At 33.3% G+C, this 16956-nt stretch carries 14 protein-coding genes; 9 read left to right on the top strand and 5 right to left on the bottom strand.

Annotated elements, in window-relative coordinates; genetic code table 11:
* Window positions 1-135: 135 nt before the first annotated feature.
* On the bottom strand, window positions 136-1035 hold the full coding sequence (locus KHA90_RS04475) for a S66 peptidase family protein (protein WP_213295870.1): 900 nt from the start codon (window positions 1033-1035) through the stop codon (window positions 136-138).
* A 227-nt stretch (window positions 1036-1262) separates the two neighbouring features.
* Between KHA90_RS04475 and KHA90_RS04470 the strand changes: the two genes are divergently transcribed.
* The 3 genes from KHA90_RS04470 (at window position 1263) to KHA90_RS04460 (ending at window position 4012) form a co-directional block, all read left to right on the top strand.
* On the top strand, window positions 1263-2363 hold the full coding sequence (locus KHA90_RS04470) for an endonuclease/exonuclease/phosphatase family protein (protein ID WP_213295868.1): 1101 nt from the start codon (window positions 1263-1265) through the stop codon (window positions 2361-2363).
* Between the two features lie 143 nt (window positions 2364-2506).
* On the top strand, window positions 2507-3046 hold the full coding sequence (locus KHA90_RS04465; protein WP_213295865.1) for a 3-hydroxyanthranilate 3,4-dioxygenase: 540 nt from the start codon (window positions 2507-2509) through the stop codon (window positions 3044-3046).
* Between the two features lie 171 nt (window positions 3047-3217).
* The gene (locus tag KHA90_RS04460; protein ID WP_213295862.1) at window positions 3218-4012 is read left to right on the top strand and encodes a hypothetical protein; all 795 of its coding nucleotides are present in this window, start codon (window positions 3218-3220) and stop codon (window positions 4010-4012) included.
* 150 nt (window positions 4013-4162) lie between these two features.
* On the opposite strand, the gene KHA90_RS04455 is transcribed toward KHA90_RS04460, so the two are convergent.
* Window positions 4163-5122: an MBL fold metallo-hydrolase gene (locus tag KHA90_RS04455; RefSeq protein WP_213295860.1), complete on the bottom strand. Its 960-nt coding sequence runs from the start codon at window positions 5120-5122 to the stop codon at window positions 4163-4165.
* Window positions 5123-5303: 181 nt separating this feature from the next.
* Here KHA90_RS04455 and amaB point away from each other — a divergent pair, with 181 nt between their 5' ends.
* The 4 genes from amaB (at window position 5304) to KHA90_RS04435 (ending at window position 9474) form a co-directional block, all read left to right on the top strand.
* Window positions 5304-6857, top strand: coding sequence for an L-piperidine-6-carboxylate dehydrogenase (amaB, locus tag KHA90_RS04450; protein ID WP_213295857.1), 1554 nt, complete (start codon window positions 5304-5306; stop codon window positions 6855-6857).
* A gap of 111 nt (window positions 6858-6968) precedes the next feature.
* Window positions 6969-7721 carry a hypothetical protein gene (locus tag KHA90_RS04445; protein WP_213295855.1) on the top strand — a complete coding sequence of 251 codons (753 nt, stop codon included), beginning with the start codon at window positions 6969-6971 and terminating at the stop codon, window positions 7719-7721.
* Window positions 7722-7792: 71 nt separating this feature from the next.
* Window positions 7793-8605 (top strand): leucine-rich repeat domain-containing protein, encoded by an 813-nt coding sequence (locus KHA90_RS04440; RefSeq protein ID WP_213295854.1) that lies wholly within the window; start codon window positions 7793-7795, stop codon window positions 8603-8605.
* Window positions 8606-8637: 32 nt separating this feature from the next.
* Window positions 8638-9474, top strand: a complete 837-nt coding sequence (locus tag KHA90_RS04435) for a hypothetical protein (RefSeq protein ID WP_213295853.1) — start codon at window positions 8638-8640, stop codon at window positions 9472-9474.
* 28 nt (window positions 9475-9502) lie between these two features.
* Here KHA90_RS04435 and KHA90_RS04430 read toward each other — a convergent pair whose 3' ends face one another.
* Window positions 9503-9661 (bottom strand): hypothetical protein, encoded by a 159-nt coding sequence (locus tag KHA90_RS04430; protein ID WP_213295852.1) that lies wholly within the window; start codon window positions 9659-9661, stop codon window positions 9503-9505.
* 116 nt (window positions 9662-9777) lie between these two features.
* On the opposite strand from KHA90_RS04430, the gene KHA90_RS04425 reads away from it, so the two are divergent.
* Window positions 9778-10251: a LemA family protein gene (locus tag KHA90_RS04425; protein WP_244860247.1), complete on the top strand. Its 474-nt coding sequence runs from the start codon at window positions 9778-9780 to the stop codon at window positions 10249-10251.
* On the top strand, window positions 10235-10636 hold the full coding sequence (locus KHA90_RS04420; RefSeq protein ID WP_213295849.1) for a hypothetical protein: 402 nt from the start codon (window positions 10235-10237) through the stop codon (window positions 10634-10636). The genes KHA90_RS04425 and KHA90_RS04420 overlap by 17 nt, the downstream gene beginning before the upstream one ends.
* Window positions 10637-10712: 76 nt before the next feature.
* Here KHA90_RS04420 and KHA90_RS04415 read toward each other — a convergent pair whose 3' ends face one another.
* Together KHA90_RS04415 and KHA90_RS04410 are read right to left on the bottom strand one after the other, a co-directional pair.
* Complete coding sequence (locus tag KHA90_RS04415) at window positions 10713-13565, bottom strand: pectate lyase family protein (RefSeq protein WP_213295847.1); 2853 nt, start codon at window positions 13563-13565, stop codon at window positions 10713-10715.
* 624 nt (window positions 13566-14189) lie between these two features.
* Window positions 14190-16739, bottom strand: coding sequence for a pectate lyase family protein (locus KHA90_RS04410; protein ID WP_213295844.1), 2550 nt, complete (start codon window positions 16737-16739; stop codon window positions 14190-14192).
* Window positions 16740-16956 lie beyond the last annotated feature (217 nt).

The following is a 16956-nucleotide window of genomic DNA, read 5'->3' as shown; positions in this document are numbered from 1 at the left end:
TTATGATGTAGTGAATAATTTGCGCGCAAAGTCGTAAAGACGCAAAGTAATTTGGTTAAAACTTTGCGTCTTTGCGACTTTGCGAGAGATATATTGTGGTATTTTTTTCTTATTTAAAAGAAATGAGCGACTATATTATTTTTGAAAAGAAACAGTACTTCCGGTTTCGTTAACTTCGATTGTAATAGTGTTTCCCATTATCAAAGCCCGATTGTCCTGGATATGTCCTGCCGGAAAGTTAAAAATTACCGGAATATTGTATTTCTTAGTCACATCATCTACGATTTCAACTGCATTTTTCCCCCAAGGAACTTCGTTGTCTTTCATTTTGGTCATTCCGCCAACGATAATTCCTTTTAGGTTTTCGATACAACCATTGCGTCGTAAATTCATCATCATACGATCAATATGATATAAATATTCGTCAAGATCTTCGATAAATAAAATTTTATCCCTGCAATCAATTGCTGATGGAGAACCTAATAAACTGTATAAAATAGACAAGTTACCACCAACTAATTCTCCGGTTGCTTTCCCGAATCTATTCATTTTATCTGGCGCGACAGAATAAGACAATGGTTCACCAAACAAACTCGATTTCATGGAACTAATTGCAGCAGGAGTAGCACGCGGAATCGTAACCGGCATAACTCCATGAATGGATTTATAGCCCATTGTATTCAAATGATTGTGTAAAACCGTTACGTCACTAAAACCAATAATCCATTTTGGGTGTTGTTTGAACTTGGTAAAGTCTAAAAGATCCACCATTCTCACAGTTCCGTATCCGCCACGAACACACCAAATTGCTTTTATATTAGGATTATCAAGTTGATGCTGAAAATCTGCCGCACGTTGCTCATCGGTTCCTGCTAATTGATTAAAGTAAAGTCCAATAGTGGTTCCAACAACGGCTTCTAATCCCCAACTGTGCAATAAATCAATGGTAGGTTTTAAGTTATCGTCGACATTTTTTCTTGCAGTGGCTAAAATAGCTATGGTATCTCCTTTTTGTAAATAAGGTGGTGTTATCATGTTTTGTTGGGATTGACAGTTGAGTGATTGTAAGGCAAAAATAAGAAATATGAATTTACAAAAACAAAAGTGTTTTCTGAAGTGTTGAATTGGGCTCGTTTTCATGTTTTCGCGGGTTCATTATTAAAGATAAACAAATATAGATATTTTAAAAAATAAAATAATTAGAAAATTCCTACAAATTAATTTATTTGTTTAAATTGAGCTTTTTTAAAACAACAGAGTTTATGAAGCTTATCAGATTATATTTTTATTGTATTGCCATTTTTTCATTTTCATTTTTACACTCACAATCCAAAAAATATACAATTCACACCGTTGCATTCTATAATTTCGAAAATCTTTTTGACACCATAAATGATCCAACGACGCACGATGACGAATGGACGCCAAGCGGAGCGCAACATTGGACAAAAGAAAAGTACGAACAAAAATTAAAAAACCTTTCCAGAGTTTTATCCGAAATAGGAACACCCGAAAATTCAAACGCACCAACATTAATTGGAGGTTCTGAAATTGAAAATCGCGGTGTTCTTGAAGACTTAATCAAACAGCCTAAATTGCAGCATTTTGATTACGGAATCATTCATTTTGATTCGCCGGACAAACGTGGAATTGATGTTGCATTGCTATATCAAAAAAAATATTTCAAACCTACGTCATATTCCAATATTCCTTTATACATCTATAAAAATAATTCGATTGTAAAAGAGGAAAAGAAGGAAGAATCAGATGATGAAGTCCAAATAAAAACGGAAAATAAGAACCGAATTTTCACAAGAGATCAGCTTTTAATAACAGGTTTTTTGGAAGATGAGGAGATTCATATTATAGTAAATCACTGGCCGTCGAGATCTGGAGGAGAAAAGAAGAGTAGTCCGTTTCGAGAATTAGCAGGAAATTTAAACAGAAGAATTATAGATTCTCTTCAGCAAATAAACCCGAATGCAAAAGTCATTACAATGGGCGATTTAAACGACGGTCCGTTTAACAGGAGCGTAAAAATAGCGTTGGGAGCAAAAGCAAAAAAGAGTGAAGTTCCGGAATTTGGCACTTTTAATCCGTTTGAAGAAATGGCAAATAAAGGCATGGGAACAATTGCCTTTAGAGATTCCTGGGATATTTTTGACCAGATTATAATCACCGAATCTTTAATAAAACCTGATTTTGCAACATTCAAATTTTGGAAAGCCGGTATTTTCAACAGGCCTTTTCTTGTTCAGAATTCAGGGCAATATAAAGGATATCCATTGCGCCACAGTTTAACCGAAGTGGGTTTTAGTGACCATTTTCCCGTTTATATTTATTTGATACAAGAGATGAAATAGTGGCAGTTTGCAGTCTCAGTATTCAGTCTCAACTTATTGGAAACTCTGACTTAAAAATTTTTACAATCGCAACTTACTGAAAACTGCGACTGAAAACTGAAAACTTTTTCCTTAACTTAGCTTCATACAAATTATCAAAAAAAATGTCAATAGCAAAGCCCTTCAATCTTACAAAATGGATCGACGAAAACCGTCATTTACTTAAACCGCCAGTTGGAAATAAAAATCTTTATGTCGATTCCGGTGATTATATCGTGATGATTGTCGCAGGACCAAATGCCCGAAAAGACTATCATTACAATGAAACCGAAGAACTTTTTTATCAGCTTGAAGGCAGTATAAAAGTAATTATTCAGGAGGATGGCGAACGCAAAGAAATGGAATTACATGCTGGCGATATGTACCTTCATCCAGCAAAAATACCACATTCTCCAGTTCGTTCAGAAGGTTCTATTGGTTTGGTAATAGAGCGCAAACGTGCCGGAAAAGGTTATACTGACGGATTGCTTTGGCATTGCGAAAACTGTAATCATAAACTCTACGAAGTACTTTTTGAATTGCACAATATCGAAAAAGATTTCCTGCCACATTTTGAACATTTTTATAATTCATTAGAACTAAGAACCTGCGATAATTGCGGAACCGTAATGGAATCTGATCCCAGATTTGTTGCTAAGAAGTAGTTAATTAGAAATTATTTCCCAACCTTTCGCACAAATTCTCTTGTGCGGTTTTCGAATATAAAAGGTGTATGGGCGGGAATTACAAATTTTGTACACTTTTTTTTAATTTCACAAAGAAGTTTAAAGCACTCACTATAATAGCATTAAAATATTGTCAATTAATTTAAGAAAATGAAAAACCACTTTAAAATCATACCTGTTCTAATTTTACTCATTATTGGGTGTGAAAGAAAAGTAATAGAATTTGAACAGCCTAAAATATTAAAAGCAAAATGCAAATTTGATTTAGCTATAATTGATTTTAATGAAGATGCAAAACAACTAACATCAAAAATACTTGATACAACAGCAACAGAGTCTTATTCATGTACAGATGAAAAAATGTATGATAGAAAAACTGGAAGTGTTTTGCCAACTGGCGTAAAAAGATGTGGTTATATGACTATAGAAAAACAGGATAGCGTAGCACATTTTGATGAGTTGTTTTTCCATAGGATTTATATTGAAATAGACGAAAAGAAAAAGATTAAAGCAGTCGTAGGTTATGCAAAATTTAGACAAGAGAAGGAACTTCAAAGACTTATGAAGTCTTTTTATGACAAGTACAAAACTACAGTTGATGGTGTAGAAGAATTAGGTTCCGATTACTATACAGGGCAAGATGTAAATTATGAATGGGGATTATATGATAGATTTATTCAAGTTCATATAGAAAATGGAAGAGAAATTGAAATCAGTACAAATGCGAAGGATAATTTTAATATTGAATATTTCTATGTTGAATTTTTAATGGTTCCAAGAGAAGAATATCAGCGAATGAAATTTCTAAACTTCAACGAAATAGTTAAAAATAAAAGAATAATGACAGTTGTAAAATCTTATTTTAATTTTGAGTCTATTGATCCATTAAGTGGAAGAAATTCTTCTCAGACATTGGATATATTACAAAGTAATACTTCTAAATAAAACTTAATCAGCTACTTTGACGTGTCAAATCATCAAAGTTTCTGTTTACAATTATGTGATAGCTTGATATGTTTTTAGAAATATTGGATAGTATAAAACATATACGAAAGGATTGACTACGATCGAATTTCATGTTGTAACGGGAATTTTTTACAACTCAAACTTTTTCCCCTGTTCAGGATAAATAATCTCCAACCCTAAATCATTTTGCTTTTGCAATTGCTCTTTAAGCTTTTCGATGTTTTTTGTTGGCGGTTTCAAATGTGTTACAATAATATTGAAGCCTTTCAGCGTGTCTTTTCCCGATAAATCAGCTAAAACGTGAAGTTCTTTCATTAAATAATTTGGAGTTAAATGTCCAAACAAAAACTGATCAGGTTGTTCGTTAGGGAAAGAAACTTCAATAAATATTCCTTTTAATTGTTTGCTTTTTACAAGAGGCGCAATCTCCGTCCAAAGAGATTTTAGTTTATCGCTTTTTTCTACAGCATCAGCTCCCGTGTCTCCTAAATAAAGTACATATGAATCTCCGTTTTTGATTAAAAACGCTGTACTTTCAAACGGATTCACATGACTTAACGGAAAAGCTTTTGCAGTCATGGTTGTATTTGTGATTGGAGTTTCTTCGCCAATATTTAAAGTTTGAAAATGATATTTATTCAATGGTTTTCCAGGACCTTTATCACCAAAATTAGCCCAGGTTTCATCATTAAAATAATGATTTTCCATCATCTCCATACATTTAGATGTAGCATAAACTGTTTTGGAAGAATCGGCAGGAGAATTAATAATCAATCCCGAAACGTGATCTAAATGCGCATGCGATATAAAATATCCTTTTATATATTTTCGTAAAACTTCACTTGTAGAAACTTTAAAAACTTTGTTTTCGATTGCTTTTGCAATTCCTGCATTTATAGTTCCGGCATCTAAAGAAATAAAATCGTTAGTATTAATTGGAGCGACTAAATAAGCGGATAGATTTTTTTCATCAATTCCGCCTTTTATTCCTAAAGGAACAACCTGAAATGAAGCTTTTAGCTCTTTTTGAGAAAATGCATTAAATGAAATTAAAACCAAGCAAAGCAATAACCGATTGAAATCAGACATATTTAAATAATTTTATGATTACAAATTTCATGAATTAAAGGGAATAAATCGCGGTATATTTCTTTAATTCATTTTTATTAATCCTAAATTTACTTGATTTTAACAAAGGCGTTCGGTTGAAATTCAACTTGAAATAATATCTTTACATAAAAATATAACAATTTTAACTAAAAAAGTTACAATGACAACAATAGCATCGCAATTTGGAATGAATGAGGCTCTGGAAAAATTGGGCATCAAATTGATAAATGAAGGAACATCGACTGGTGTAAATAATTTTTCTTCGGGAGAAATTTTAGACAGTTTTTCACCGGTTGACGGAAAATTAATTGCTTCGGTAAAAATGTCAACACCTGAGGATTACGAGAAAGTAATGCAATCAGCAACAGAAGCTTTCAAGACTTTTCGTTTAATTCCTGCGCCACAACGTGGAGAAATTGTTCGTCAGTTTGGACAAAAGTTACGTGAAAACAAAGAAGCTCTTGGTAAACTAGTTTCGTATGAAATGGGAAAATCATTGCAGGAAGGATATGGAGAAGTTCAGGAAATGATCGATATCTGTGATTTTGCTGTTGGATTATCCCGCCAATTACACGGATTAACCATGCATTCTGAAAGACCCGGACATAGAATGTATGAGCAATATCATTCATTAGGAGTTGTTGGGATTATTTCGGCATTCAACTTTCCCGTTGCAGTTTGGTCATGGAATACTGCTTTAGCATGGATTGCCGGAGATGTTTGCGTTTGGAAACCTTCTGAAAAAACACCTCTTTGCGGAATTGCTTGTCAAAATATTATTGCTCAAGTTATTAAAGAAAATAATCTTCCAGAAGGAATTTCATGTTTAATAAACGGTGATTATAAAATAGGAGAATTAATGACGGCTGATTCCAGAATTCCGTTAGTTTCTGCGACAGGTTCAACCCGAATGGGGAAAATTGTGGCGCAAGCCGTTGCAGGACGTTTAGGAAGATCATTATTAGAGTTAGGAGGAAATAATGCTATTATTGTTACTCCGGATGCTGATATAAAAATGACAGTTATTGGAGCTGTTTTTGGCGCAGTAGGAACTGCCGGGCAGCGTTGTACCTCTACAAGACGCCTGATTATTCACGAAAGTATTTATGATAAAGTAAAAAACGCTTTAATTGCTGCTTACAAACAATTGCGAATCGGAAATCCGCTTGACGAAAACAATCATGTTGGTCCATTAATTGATACGCATGCCGTTGAAATGTATGCAATTGCTTTGAATAAAGTAGTTGCCGAAGGTGGGAAAATTTTAGTTGAAGGCGGAGTACTTTCAGGTGAAGGTTATGAAAGTGGCTGTTATGTAAAACCCGCAATTGCAGAAGCTCAAAATTCCTATGCAATTGTACAGCACGAAACATTTGCTCCGGTTTTATATTTGATTAAATATTCTGGAGATGTTGATAATGCTATTGAAGTTCAAAATGAAGTAGGGCAGGGATTATCATCGGCTATTATGACCAATAATTTACGTGAAGCCGAAAGATTTTTATCAGTAGTAGGTTCAGATTGTGGAATCGCAAACGTAAATATTGGAACTTCAGGAGCAGAAATTGGCGGAGCTTTTGGTGGAGAAAAAGAAACTGGTGGAGGACGTGAATCAGGATCTGATGCCTGGAAAATTTATATGCGTCGTCAAACCAATACAATCAATTATACAACGAGTTTGCCTTTGGCACAAGGAATTAAATTTGATTTGTAGGACCTATATTTATAATTACAACCGCTTTTTCCATTCATTTTTGGGAAAAGCGGTTTTTTTATGCTAATATTTTATAGTATTTTACTTAAGTTTGGTCTAAATTTCAAATAAATGAAATATAAGATATTTTTATTGTTAGTTGCAATCTCTATCGTGAGTTGTAATAAAAAGTCAGATCTAAAAGTGGCAGTATCAAACACAGATACTTTGAATCAGGCTATTTCTCACGAAGAGGAGGAAGGCGAAACAGAAGGCGTGACTTTGCAACAACTGGAATTTCCAAAAACCGGCAAAAATGCCGAAGATTTTGTTTTAGAACCTTGTGAAATAAAAATGAAGGCCGAAGGTTTTCTAGATGATGATACACTTAAAGACATCGTAATTGTTTTGCAAAATAAAAACGACAACACAGACTCCAGAGCTACATTGGTTCTTTTAAAACAAAAAACAGGAGACTATAAATTACAGGAAATTTCATGGGAAGCGGTAGATCCTGAATATACTGATGGTGGCTACAGAATCTATGATAATGAAGAGATTTTTATAGACAATGAAAAGACATTGCACATTATGCTTCAGGCAATGGGACCTCCCGGCACGAGAGAAACAGTATATAGATATGTAAACAATGATTTAGTTTTGGTCAAAATTGGCACTTTTAATTCAGGCGCTGGCTCTCAGTTATCTAGTGAATATAATCTTGTTTCGGGACAAGTCGATCATGAAGTATTTAATACAATGCAGGATGATAGCGTACCAGGTAAACACCAAATTAAAAAGTTTAATTTAAAAAGACAGATGTTGTTTATTAGTGACAATCCAAACGATGTTTTAAAAGATTTACCAGGATCTGATGATTGGTAGAATAGAATCAGGATTGTTATAAAAGAATTGTTTAAAAAGAATTGTTTAAAAAGAATTTATAAAATTACAGAATGACTTTGATGTTTTTAGCGGGACTTACACCTTTTGGATATGCTTTTATAGGAGTTGTACTTTTATCTTTTCTCATTTCTTATTTATGGCTGAGACCTTCAAATAAAAAAAATAATTTAGGTTGTGTTTCAATCGGAATTCTGGCATTAATTATTGGGTTTATTTTGATGTTTCCTGCTACTATAACTTTTGAAATTATGGAAGGCGATAATGTCAATGCCAAATTAGGAATGCTTGTTTTTTGGGTTTTTATTTTATGTCTTGTTGTTTACTTTTTAGTCGCAAAAAAGACTACGAATGTCAAAAACATTCTACTTTCATTTCTCAAATACATTCTTTTTCTCATATTTCTTGGCTTGTTTTTGTCGATGTGTTTTGGGATGGCATATTATATTTACTTACGTCTTTTGACAACCGAAAAAAATACAGATCCAGTTTGGATGGCTTTTTTATGTATCTTTTTTTTAGCTGTACTTACCGTGGTTATTGCCGGATTATTTATTAGAAATAAAGAAGCGGATAAAAAACAAAAATCGAGTTTTTATGCTTTGGAAGAAGCAAAGTTAAAATCGGACTTAGTAGAAGAACTTAACTTATCAAATAAACAATTAAACAAATTTCCTGACGAAATTTTACAGTTCAAAAACTTAAGATTCCTGACTTTAAGCCATAACGATATTCATGAAATTCCTAATGAAATCAATAAATTGGATAAACTTATTGGTCTGGATTTAAGTCATAATCCAATTTCGGATATCGAAAGAAACCGTCTTAGAAAACTGCTTTCTAAAGAAGTAGAAATTGTATTTTAATCAATTTAACCAATGAATTTCTAACAGTAAATATGAACGATTTTTTTACATTGCTGACTCAAAATAAAGCAGATCCCGGCGCACTTATCTTTTTGATACTTTTTAGCTTTGGCATTGCTTTATTTCAAACTGTAATTTTTGCAGCACTTTATAATTTAAAATTTCCAAATTGGTTATTTTTTGTTTTAACTCCACTGCTTGTTGGTGGTAGTTACTTAATCGATGCCAGTTATCCGTTTGCAATTATATTTGTTTTATTTCTCACACTTTTTTTATTCACTATTATCGGAATGATCTATTCAGGTATAATAAGCAGTAAAAAAGAAAAAATAGAAAGAGAAAAATTCAATCGGATTCATAATATTCCTAAGACACCGCTTAAAGACAAACTTCTTGGATTTCTTGTCTTAGTGGCTATAATTGCTGCTTTTTATTGGCTGGCCGTAAGTGAAAACCTAAAACTACTTTTTTTAATTATCCCGGGTCTTATTCTGGTCAGTTCTATATTTTTTCCAAGTAATAAAAGTAAGTTTCTTAAGATGGAGTCTATTCTGCCAACTTCAAAAGTAGCAGCAATCGCCATGGGTTTAGTAGAGATTGAAGGAGATTTAGAAGAAATAGAATCTATTAGTTCTCCTTATTTTAAGAAACCATGCATTGGATATTATTATAAAATTGAAAAAGAAAGTCCGCCAGACGATGACGGCAGAACTACTTATTCAACCATTTTTAGTGAGCTCAAAACAGGTAAATTCAAGATCAAAGACGAAACTGGTTCTGTAACGGTAGATGGCGAAGGATTAGAATATTTTTTTGACAGAGTTGATAATCAACAGGGGGAAAGACCAGATATTCTGAAACTTATTTAAAAACCAACGATTATATGCTATTGATAGGTTACGCTGCATCAGACAATGGCGACACGATTATAAAAAAAAATTGTCCGGATACTATATTTGGCGTTGCAATTCCTAGAAGTATTTCGTTTAGAAATAAGTACAAACCATTGTTAAATTCTTTTTTAGCCACATTATTTTTTATTTCGCTTATACTCATTTATATCATTTTAAATTAAAGAAAATATGACTGTTCAAAACATTGCCCTACTTCCCGGATTAATTCTGATTATTATATTTTTTAATTTTTTTATAAGAATTTATAATAAGCTGGTTATGCTAAAAAATAATAATGAAAAAGCCTTTAGAAATATCGATGTAATCCTGATGCAACGTGCAGATGAAATTCCTGAGTTAGTAAAAATTGTCTCTAAATTTACAGAACATGAAACCAATATGCTTACGAATCTTACTAAATTAAGAACCGATTTTTTGAACGCGAAAACAGTAGAAGAAAAAATCGATAATGCAAATGAGTTTTCAAAAACATTAAAAAGTGTTTTTTCAGTTTCAGAGAATTATCCAACACTTTTGTCTAATAGTAATTTTCTGGAATTGCAAAAAAGAGTTTCACAAATGGAAGATAAAATTGCAGACCGACGAGAATTTTTTAATGACAGTGTAAATCTTTATAATGTAGGAATTCAGGAGTTTCCTAATGTTATTCTAGCGACGATATTTGGCTACAAAATGCAGACTTTATTTGATGTTTCACCAGAAGATAAAAAGTACGATGGAATTCAATTTTAATGTTTTTTTTGGCTACGAAGATGCTATTAATAGCTTAAACGATAAGGTTTTAATTTACGGATTTGCCAGCATTGTTTTTGGAATAGTAGCTTTATTATTTTTCTCATTTATAATTAGAAAACTCGGCTTGGATGCCATTAATAGTTATTTTATTAATCCATTAATGTTGTCTTTAGGACTTACGATGTTTGTTTCTATTTTGCCTACAATTGTATTTTATGTTGTAGCCTTAGATCTACCCGCGGTAAAGATTGTTTATAGTTGGATAGCCATTTTTATTGGAATGTTTTTGTTTGTAAGTATTAATTTGAAAACAATCAAAAGTGTATTTAAAGAATCTAATAAAGTGAGTCAACAAGAAGAATTTAGAAACAGAAACAGATAGACAAAATATCTTTTTACTTTGAAGAATTAAAGAAAGGCTTCCAAAATTTTGGAAGCCTTTTTCTTTTAAAATATTCTTATTTCTTTATAATCGTCTGATTGAATGAACCATCGTTAGTATTTACTTTTACTAAATAAGTTCCCGGAATTAACGGGGTCAAATCAACACTTTCTGCATCTTTTCCAACGCTTTTAACCAATACACCAGATAAATTATAGATTAAAATTTGTTCTATTTTCTGACTCGAATTTGATAAATATAAAGTGTTCATTACAGGATTTGGATATAGAATTGTTTTTGAAGATTGAATGGTTTCAACTGTTTCTTCTGCTTCAGTAATTTGTGCTATTCTGGCTGTCCCGCTGCCGTATTTTGTACTTATATAAAATAAATTGGCGACAGATCCTTTAATAATTGTGTGAGAACCCGAAGCAATTGAAGCTGTAACAATTCCTGCAGATGCTGTGTATGAAACATTATCAACCTTAACTGTTCCTGTAAAATTTGAATCAAAAACTAAAGTCAACGTTGACGTGCTTGTTGTTGTATAGGTAATAGAAGTGCTTGACTCAATTTTTAATCTTGCCGTTAAAGTTAGTCCTGCATAACTCACAGATCCTGAAGATGAATTCATGTTTCCTGTGATGTTATAAAATGAACTCGTTTTTCCTGAAGTTGTAAAATTGTGAATTTGATCCGTACCAGGATTGCTTGTTGTTACTGTGATTGTTCCTGATTCTGTAGCCGCAGTTCCCGTTCCGGTTGTAGCAATTGAGTAAGATACAGTTGCTGTTGGAGTTCCGGTAATTGTGATTGTTTTTGCTGAATAATTTTTTATATAACTAATACCAGATGCTGGTAATCCGGTTACTGTCGCATCAGTTGCGCTTCCGCCCCAAGTAAAAACGATAGAAGCAATTGCTGTTCCGCTGGCTACTGTTTGACTTTTGTTAGATGGCGAAGTAAGCGTTTGAGCGCTGGCAGATGAAACAGTAATTGTTCCTGATCCTGTCGCTACAGTTCCAGTGCCGCTGGTAGTTATGGAATATGATAAAGTAGCCGTTGGAGTTCCTGTAATGGTAATGGTTTTGGCTGATGCGTTTTTCACAAAACTAATTCCAGATGCCGGTAATCCGGTTACTGTTGCATCAGTTGCGCTTCCGCTCCAAGTAAAAACAATTGAACTTATTGCTGTTCCGCTCGCTACCGTCTGACTGTTATTTGTTGTAGATGTTAATGTTTGTGAACTTGCAGGAGGATTACCTTCGCCTTGTACAGCAACTAATGAACCTGTGTAGTTGGTAAGTGTCGATTTTAAAGCTGTAATTACCAAAGATGATTTATCATCGATACTATTGTCAAATGTCCATTTTAAATCTCCTCCGGAAACACGTCCTGCGTATTGCGTTACTTTATTTTTTGCAGTGGCCGGCTGATCTGTCACTAAGTTTTTTACATATAATGATGCATTGGTATCGAAATTATTATACGTGTTTGCTCCTGATTTAGATTTAACATTACTGCTCACAACTTCACCTCTTGAAGTTGCTGCATAAGCATCAAAATCTGTAGTGGAACTAATTTTTCCTGAAATATTATATAAAGGATTCGTATCGCCATAAGCTACGAATCGCATATTGTTTGTAGCGATATCTGCATCAAAAGTATTATTAAAAGCTTTGATCGACCCACCTGCCTCACCGGAGAAAGTTCCCATAGTTCCTGCATTGTTTACCTGATTGGCTTCGTCCCAAATATCTGAACCTTGTAAAGATGTCAGCATTGGATGTTTGCTGTTGCGGAAATAATTTCCTTCAACAAATAAAGAAGAACCCAATGTAGATCCCGAACCATATTTTGAAACACCGTCAAAATAATTGTTATAAATATGTGCCGAATAATAGCGTACACGTGGATGACGAGAATCTGAATGGTCGAACCAGTTGTGGTGATACGTAATGTATAAACCTGTTGTAGTTCCTTCGCTTAAGCCTAAAAGACTTGCTTTTCCACTGTCCCAAAAGTGATTATATGCTAAAGTTATATACGTTGATGTTTTATTATCCAATGCGCCGTCTCCTTTTATCTGGTCAGCATCACTTCCGGCATTTCCATAAAATAAATCACAATTGTGAACCCAAATATGGTCATTATCCTGTTGCATTCCAATATTATCTCCTGCAGTACTATTGCAGTTCATAACGCCAATATTACTTACTTCTACGTTTGAAGCTGCTTTAAGACGTATTCCCCAACCATTGGCAACAGCATCATTTCCAACGCCTTCCAGGGTTACGTAACTTGATGCATTATTTGCATTTTCAATTACGATATCTCCGCCTTCCATTACGCTAAAATCTGTAATATTTCCGATTAATCGAATAATAAATGGACGTGTATCTTTCCCTTTTTTAATGGCATAAAGAATATTTTGTAAGCCAACACAAGGATTTGTGCTCGCTCCTGTAATGTCCATTGAGATGGTATTTTTTGTATTTTGAGTAATATATAGAATTACCGCACCAGTTTTTGTAGTACCATCAGCATTATAACCGCCAGGAACGCGACCTCCGTCAAAAGCAAAACCATTTCGATCTTGTGCTAATACAGTTAAATTACTAGTGGTGGATCCTGTTCCTTCCGTTCCTGACAATACTGGTTTTACTTTTATTGTGTATGTTCCAGCTTTAAGGCCCGGAACATCAGCTCTGTAGTAAGAACCGTAACTTCTAATAAGTTGATCGTCAATTTTTTTGTCAACAAATCCGTTTCCGCTATAATAAACATTGTAGGATTGTGCATTGCTAACGGGTTGCCATTTTACAAATGCAGATTCTAACCAGCCTGAGGCTTCGTTAATTGTTACTTGCTGTGCCCATATTTGCGAACAGACAAACAATAAGGCGAAAATAAGTAGGTTTTTTTTCATAATTGTGGTTTTTTAGTTAATAAAGTTTTTTGTGGTTTTTTTAATATCGAAATCACCTGATTAATTGTAATCGATTGCACAAAAATATATTTAATTTCTTAATTATGTAAAAATTATGCTATAAAAATATTTAAACAATAAAAAATTACATATTTAAATATTGATTATGTAATAAATTACACTAAATGCAATTTATTACATAATGTAAGAAATCTTTGTAAGAGGTTGTTTTTATTGTATTTTCAAAAAATTGAAAGTAGTGGTGATATTGCTAAATTGTCTCTAAATTCAAGTTTTAGACAGTTTAATAATTTAAATTAAAAAATAAGAAAAAGGCTATATATTAATATCCTGTTTGGTGATATTTGGACTCAAAATTGCTTTTATTTTAAATAATTTTAATGAAATTGAAGTGGTAATTAGTTTAATAAATTCTATTTTAATACGTTTTATTTAAGTCTTTTTCCTGTTTTTCACTCATAAAAAGTTCGCACAAAACACAAAAGAGCCGTTAGGCTAGATTAATTTTGTAGTGCTGGACTTCAGCCCGGTTTAGATAATGTTTTAGGTCATAAAAAAGGCTTCCGATCAGGAAGCCTTGTGTTTTTTAATAGTTAGATTTAATTATTTTTTAATGATTTTTTTAGTAAAAGATCCTTTTTCAGTTGTTACCCTAACAATATAGTTTCCTGTTGTGAGGTTGCTAAGATCAATAGATTCAGTCTCTTTTTCAATAGTTTTTAATAGTGCTCCTAAGACATTATAGATTTCGACTTTTTGAATATTTTCTGAAGAAATATAAAGCTGATTCGTTACCGGATTAGGATATAAGATTAATTTCTGAGACTCAAAATTATCATTTAATCCTAGAGTGCTGTAAGTAGTTTTTATATAGAATAAATTTGCGGTATCTTTTTTTGCTATTGTATGATTTCCGGCAGGAATAGCGAGTGTTATAATTCCTCCTGTTGCAGTATAATTAACTCCGTCAATTTTAGCAGTTCCTGCTGGCTCAACAAAAACTAATGTCAATGTGCTTGTTTGAGTTGTTGTGTAAGTTATAGTTGTAGCAGTTTCCATTTTTAAACATTGTGTCAATGTTAAGCCGTTGTAAGTAACCGTTCCTTTATTTGTTGCCAGATTACCAGTAAATGTATAAAATGTGCTTGTCTTTGCCGAAAGAGTAAAGTCATGAATTTGATCTCCGGCACTTGGAGTAGTTGTGGTTTCAAAAGTTACTGTTCCTGATAATTTGGCAGGAGTTCCTCCGGTACCATTCGTTGTAATTGAGAATGAAACACTAGCTGTTGGAGTACCTGTAATGGTTATTGTTTTATCAGTAGTGTTTTTTATGAAACTTATTCCAGACGCAGGCAATCCGGTTACTGTTGCGTCTGTGGCATCGCCTCCCCAGGTAAAAATCATTGGTTCAATTACTATTTGTGCAGCTACAGTTTGGTTAATATCGCTATCAGTAGTCAAAGTTTGACTGCTTTCAACAACTGGGATTTCGCCTTGCACTTTTATTAGCGTACTTGTATAATTAGAAAGTGCTGATTTTAATGCTGGGATAACAAGCGAAGATTTATCGTCAGTTGCATTATTAAATGTCCATTTTAAATCACCGCCTGAAATTCTTCCCGCATATTGTATTACTTTATTTTTTGCTGCCAAAGGAGAATCGATTACCAGATTTTTTATATATAAAGAAGCGTCAGTATCAAAGTTGTTATAAATATTTCCTCCTGCAAAAGATTTGACAGAAGCCGGAACCTGATCTCCACGATTAGTTACAACATAAGCATCAAAATCAGTTGTTGAATTTATTTTTCCTGAAATATTGTATAGAGGATTTGTATCTCCATAAGCTACAAAACGCATGCTGTTAGTTGCAATATCAGCATCAAAAGTATTATTAAATGCTTTAATGCTTCCTCCGGCTTCACCTGAAAAAGTTCCTACTGTTGTTGCGTTATTTTTTTGAGCCGATTCATCCCATGCGTCTGTACCTTGCATTGAAGTCATCATTGGATTCTTGCTGTTTCGGAAATAATTCCCTTCAACAAATAAAGAAGATCCCAAAGTTGATCCAGCTCCATATTTTGAATTACCGTCATAATAATTGTTATAAATATGAGCAGAATAGTAGCGTACACGTGGGTGACGAGAATCTGAGTGATCAAACCAATTATGATGATATGTGATATATAATCCAGCTGTGGTTCCTTCGCTTAAACCTAAAAGACTTGCTTTTCCACTATCCCAAAAATGATTATATGCAAGTGTAATATAGGTTGAGCTTTTGTTATCAAGAGCTCCGTCACCTTTTACTTGATCTGCGTCACTTCCTGCATCTCCGTAAAATAAATCACAATTGTGAACCCAGATGTGATCGTTGTCCTGTTGCATTCCAATATTGTCACCTGCAGTGCTATTGCAATTCATAAATCCCAGATTACTAACTTCAATATTAGAAGCCTTTTTCAATCGAATTCCCATTCCGTTAACGACGGCATCATTTCCTATACCTTCTATTGTAAGATAGCTATTTGCGTTATTGGCATTTTCAATGGTAATATCACCGCCTTCCATTATTGTCATGTCGGTTATGTTTCCAATAAGTCGAATGATAAAAGGACGATTATCTTTTCCTTTTTTAATTCCGTAAAGAATATTTTGTAAACCTACGCACGGATTTGTACTGGCTCCTGTGATATTCATCGAAATAGTATTTTTCGTGTTTTGAGTAATGTAAAGAATTACGGCATTATCTTTTGGGGTTCCATCAATTTTATATCCTCCGGGAACTCGTCCGCCTTGAAAAGCGAAACCTGCACGATCCTGAGCTATCACGGTTAGATTTGATGTTGATGTCCCGGATCCTTCAATTGTTGCTGTTACTGGTTTTACTGTAATAGTATAATTTCCTGTAGTAAGTCCGGGAATGTCAGCACGAAAATAAGATCCATAGCTGCGAATCAATTCATTGTCGATTTTTTTGTTTGTTTGACCTCCTCCTGTATAATAAACATTATAAGAATCAGCGCCGGAAACAGGATTCCATTTTACAAAAGCAGATTCTAGCCAGCCTGCTGATTCATTAATTGTTACTTGTTGCGACCACATTTGGTAAGAGGTCAATAATAAGAATAGAAAAAGTAGTTCTTTTTTCATAATTGGTGGTTTAAGGTTAGATAAAGCGTGGTTTTTTGTGGTTTTAATTTTCGATTGACAAATTTTGGGGATATTGTAATCGATTACACAAACATAATCAAAATTTCGACATTATTAGTATTTTTTACTTAAAAAACACATGAAGTAAAAAAATCGTATTTATTTTAATTAATTTGTAATTTATTACATAAAATGTAATTTATTGCATATTAATGAT

This window comes from Flavobacterium psychroterrae, assembly GCF_018380615.1.
Lineage (GTDB): Bacteria > Bacteroidota > Bacteroidia > Flavobacteriales > Flavobacteriaceae > Flavobacterium > Flavobacterium psychroterrae.
Note: the sequence above shows the minus strand (reverse complement) of the source record. Positions and strands in the feature narration are given on the sequence as shown.

Bases quoted from the DNA above. Each gene is read 5' to 3' on its own strand.
- KHA90_RS04465 (WP_213295865.1), top strand. From the start codon at position 2,507: ATGTCAATAGCAAAGCCCTTCAATCTTACAAAATGGATCGACGAAAAC.
- amaB (WP_213295857.1), top strand. From the start codon at position 5,304: ATGACAACAATAGCATCGCAATTTGGAATGAATGAGGCTCTGGAAAAA.
- KHA90_RS04475 (WP_213295870.1), bottom strand. From the start codon at position 1,035: ATGATAACACCACCTTATTTACAAAAAGGAGATACCATAGCTATTTTA.
- KHA90_RS04415 (WP_213295847.1), bottom strand. From the start codon at position 13,565: ATGAAAAAAAACCTACTTATTTTCGCCTTATTGTTTGTCTGTTCGCAA.
- KHA90_RS04460 (WP_213295862.1), top strand. From the start codon at position 3,218: ATGAAAAACCACTTTAAAATCATACCTGTTCTAATTTTACTCATTATT.
- KHA90_RS04430 (WP_213295852.1), bottom strand. From the start codon at position 9,661: ATGAGTATAAGCGAAATAAAAAATAATGTGGCTAAAAAAGAATTTAAC.
- KHA90_RS04425 (WP_244860247.1), top strand. From the start codon at position 9,778: ATGCTAAAAAATAATAATGAAAAAGCCTTTAGAAATATCGATGTAATC.
- KHA90_RS04410 (WP_213295844.1), bottom strand. From the start codon at position 16,739: ATGAAAAAAGAACTACTTTTTCTATTCTTATTATTGACCTCTTACCAA.
- KHA90_RS04420 (WP_213295849.1), top strand. From the start codon at position 10,235: ATGGAATTCAATTTTAATGTTTTTTTTGGCTACGAAGATGCTATTAAT.
- KHA90_RS04440 (WP_213295854.1), top strand. From the start codon at position 7,793: ATGACTTTGATGTTTTTAGCGGGACTTACACCTTTTGGATATGCTTTT.
- KHA90_RS04445 (WP_213295855.1), top strand. From the start codon at position 6,969: ATGAAATATAAGATATTTTTATTGTTAGTTGCAATCTCTATCGTGAGT.
- KHA90_RS04435 (WP_213295853.1), top strand. From the start codon at position 8,638: ATGAACGATTTTTTTACATTGCTGACTCAAAATAAAGCAGATCCCGGC.
- KHA90_RS04470 (WP_213295868.1), top strand. From the start codon at position 1,263: ATGAAGCTTATCAGATTATATTTTTATTGTATTGCCATTTTTTCATTT.
- KHA90_RS04455 (WP_213295860.1), bottom strand. From the start codon at position 5,122: ATGTCTGATTTCAATCGGTTATTGCTTTGCTTGGTTTTAATTTCATTT.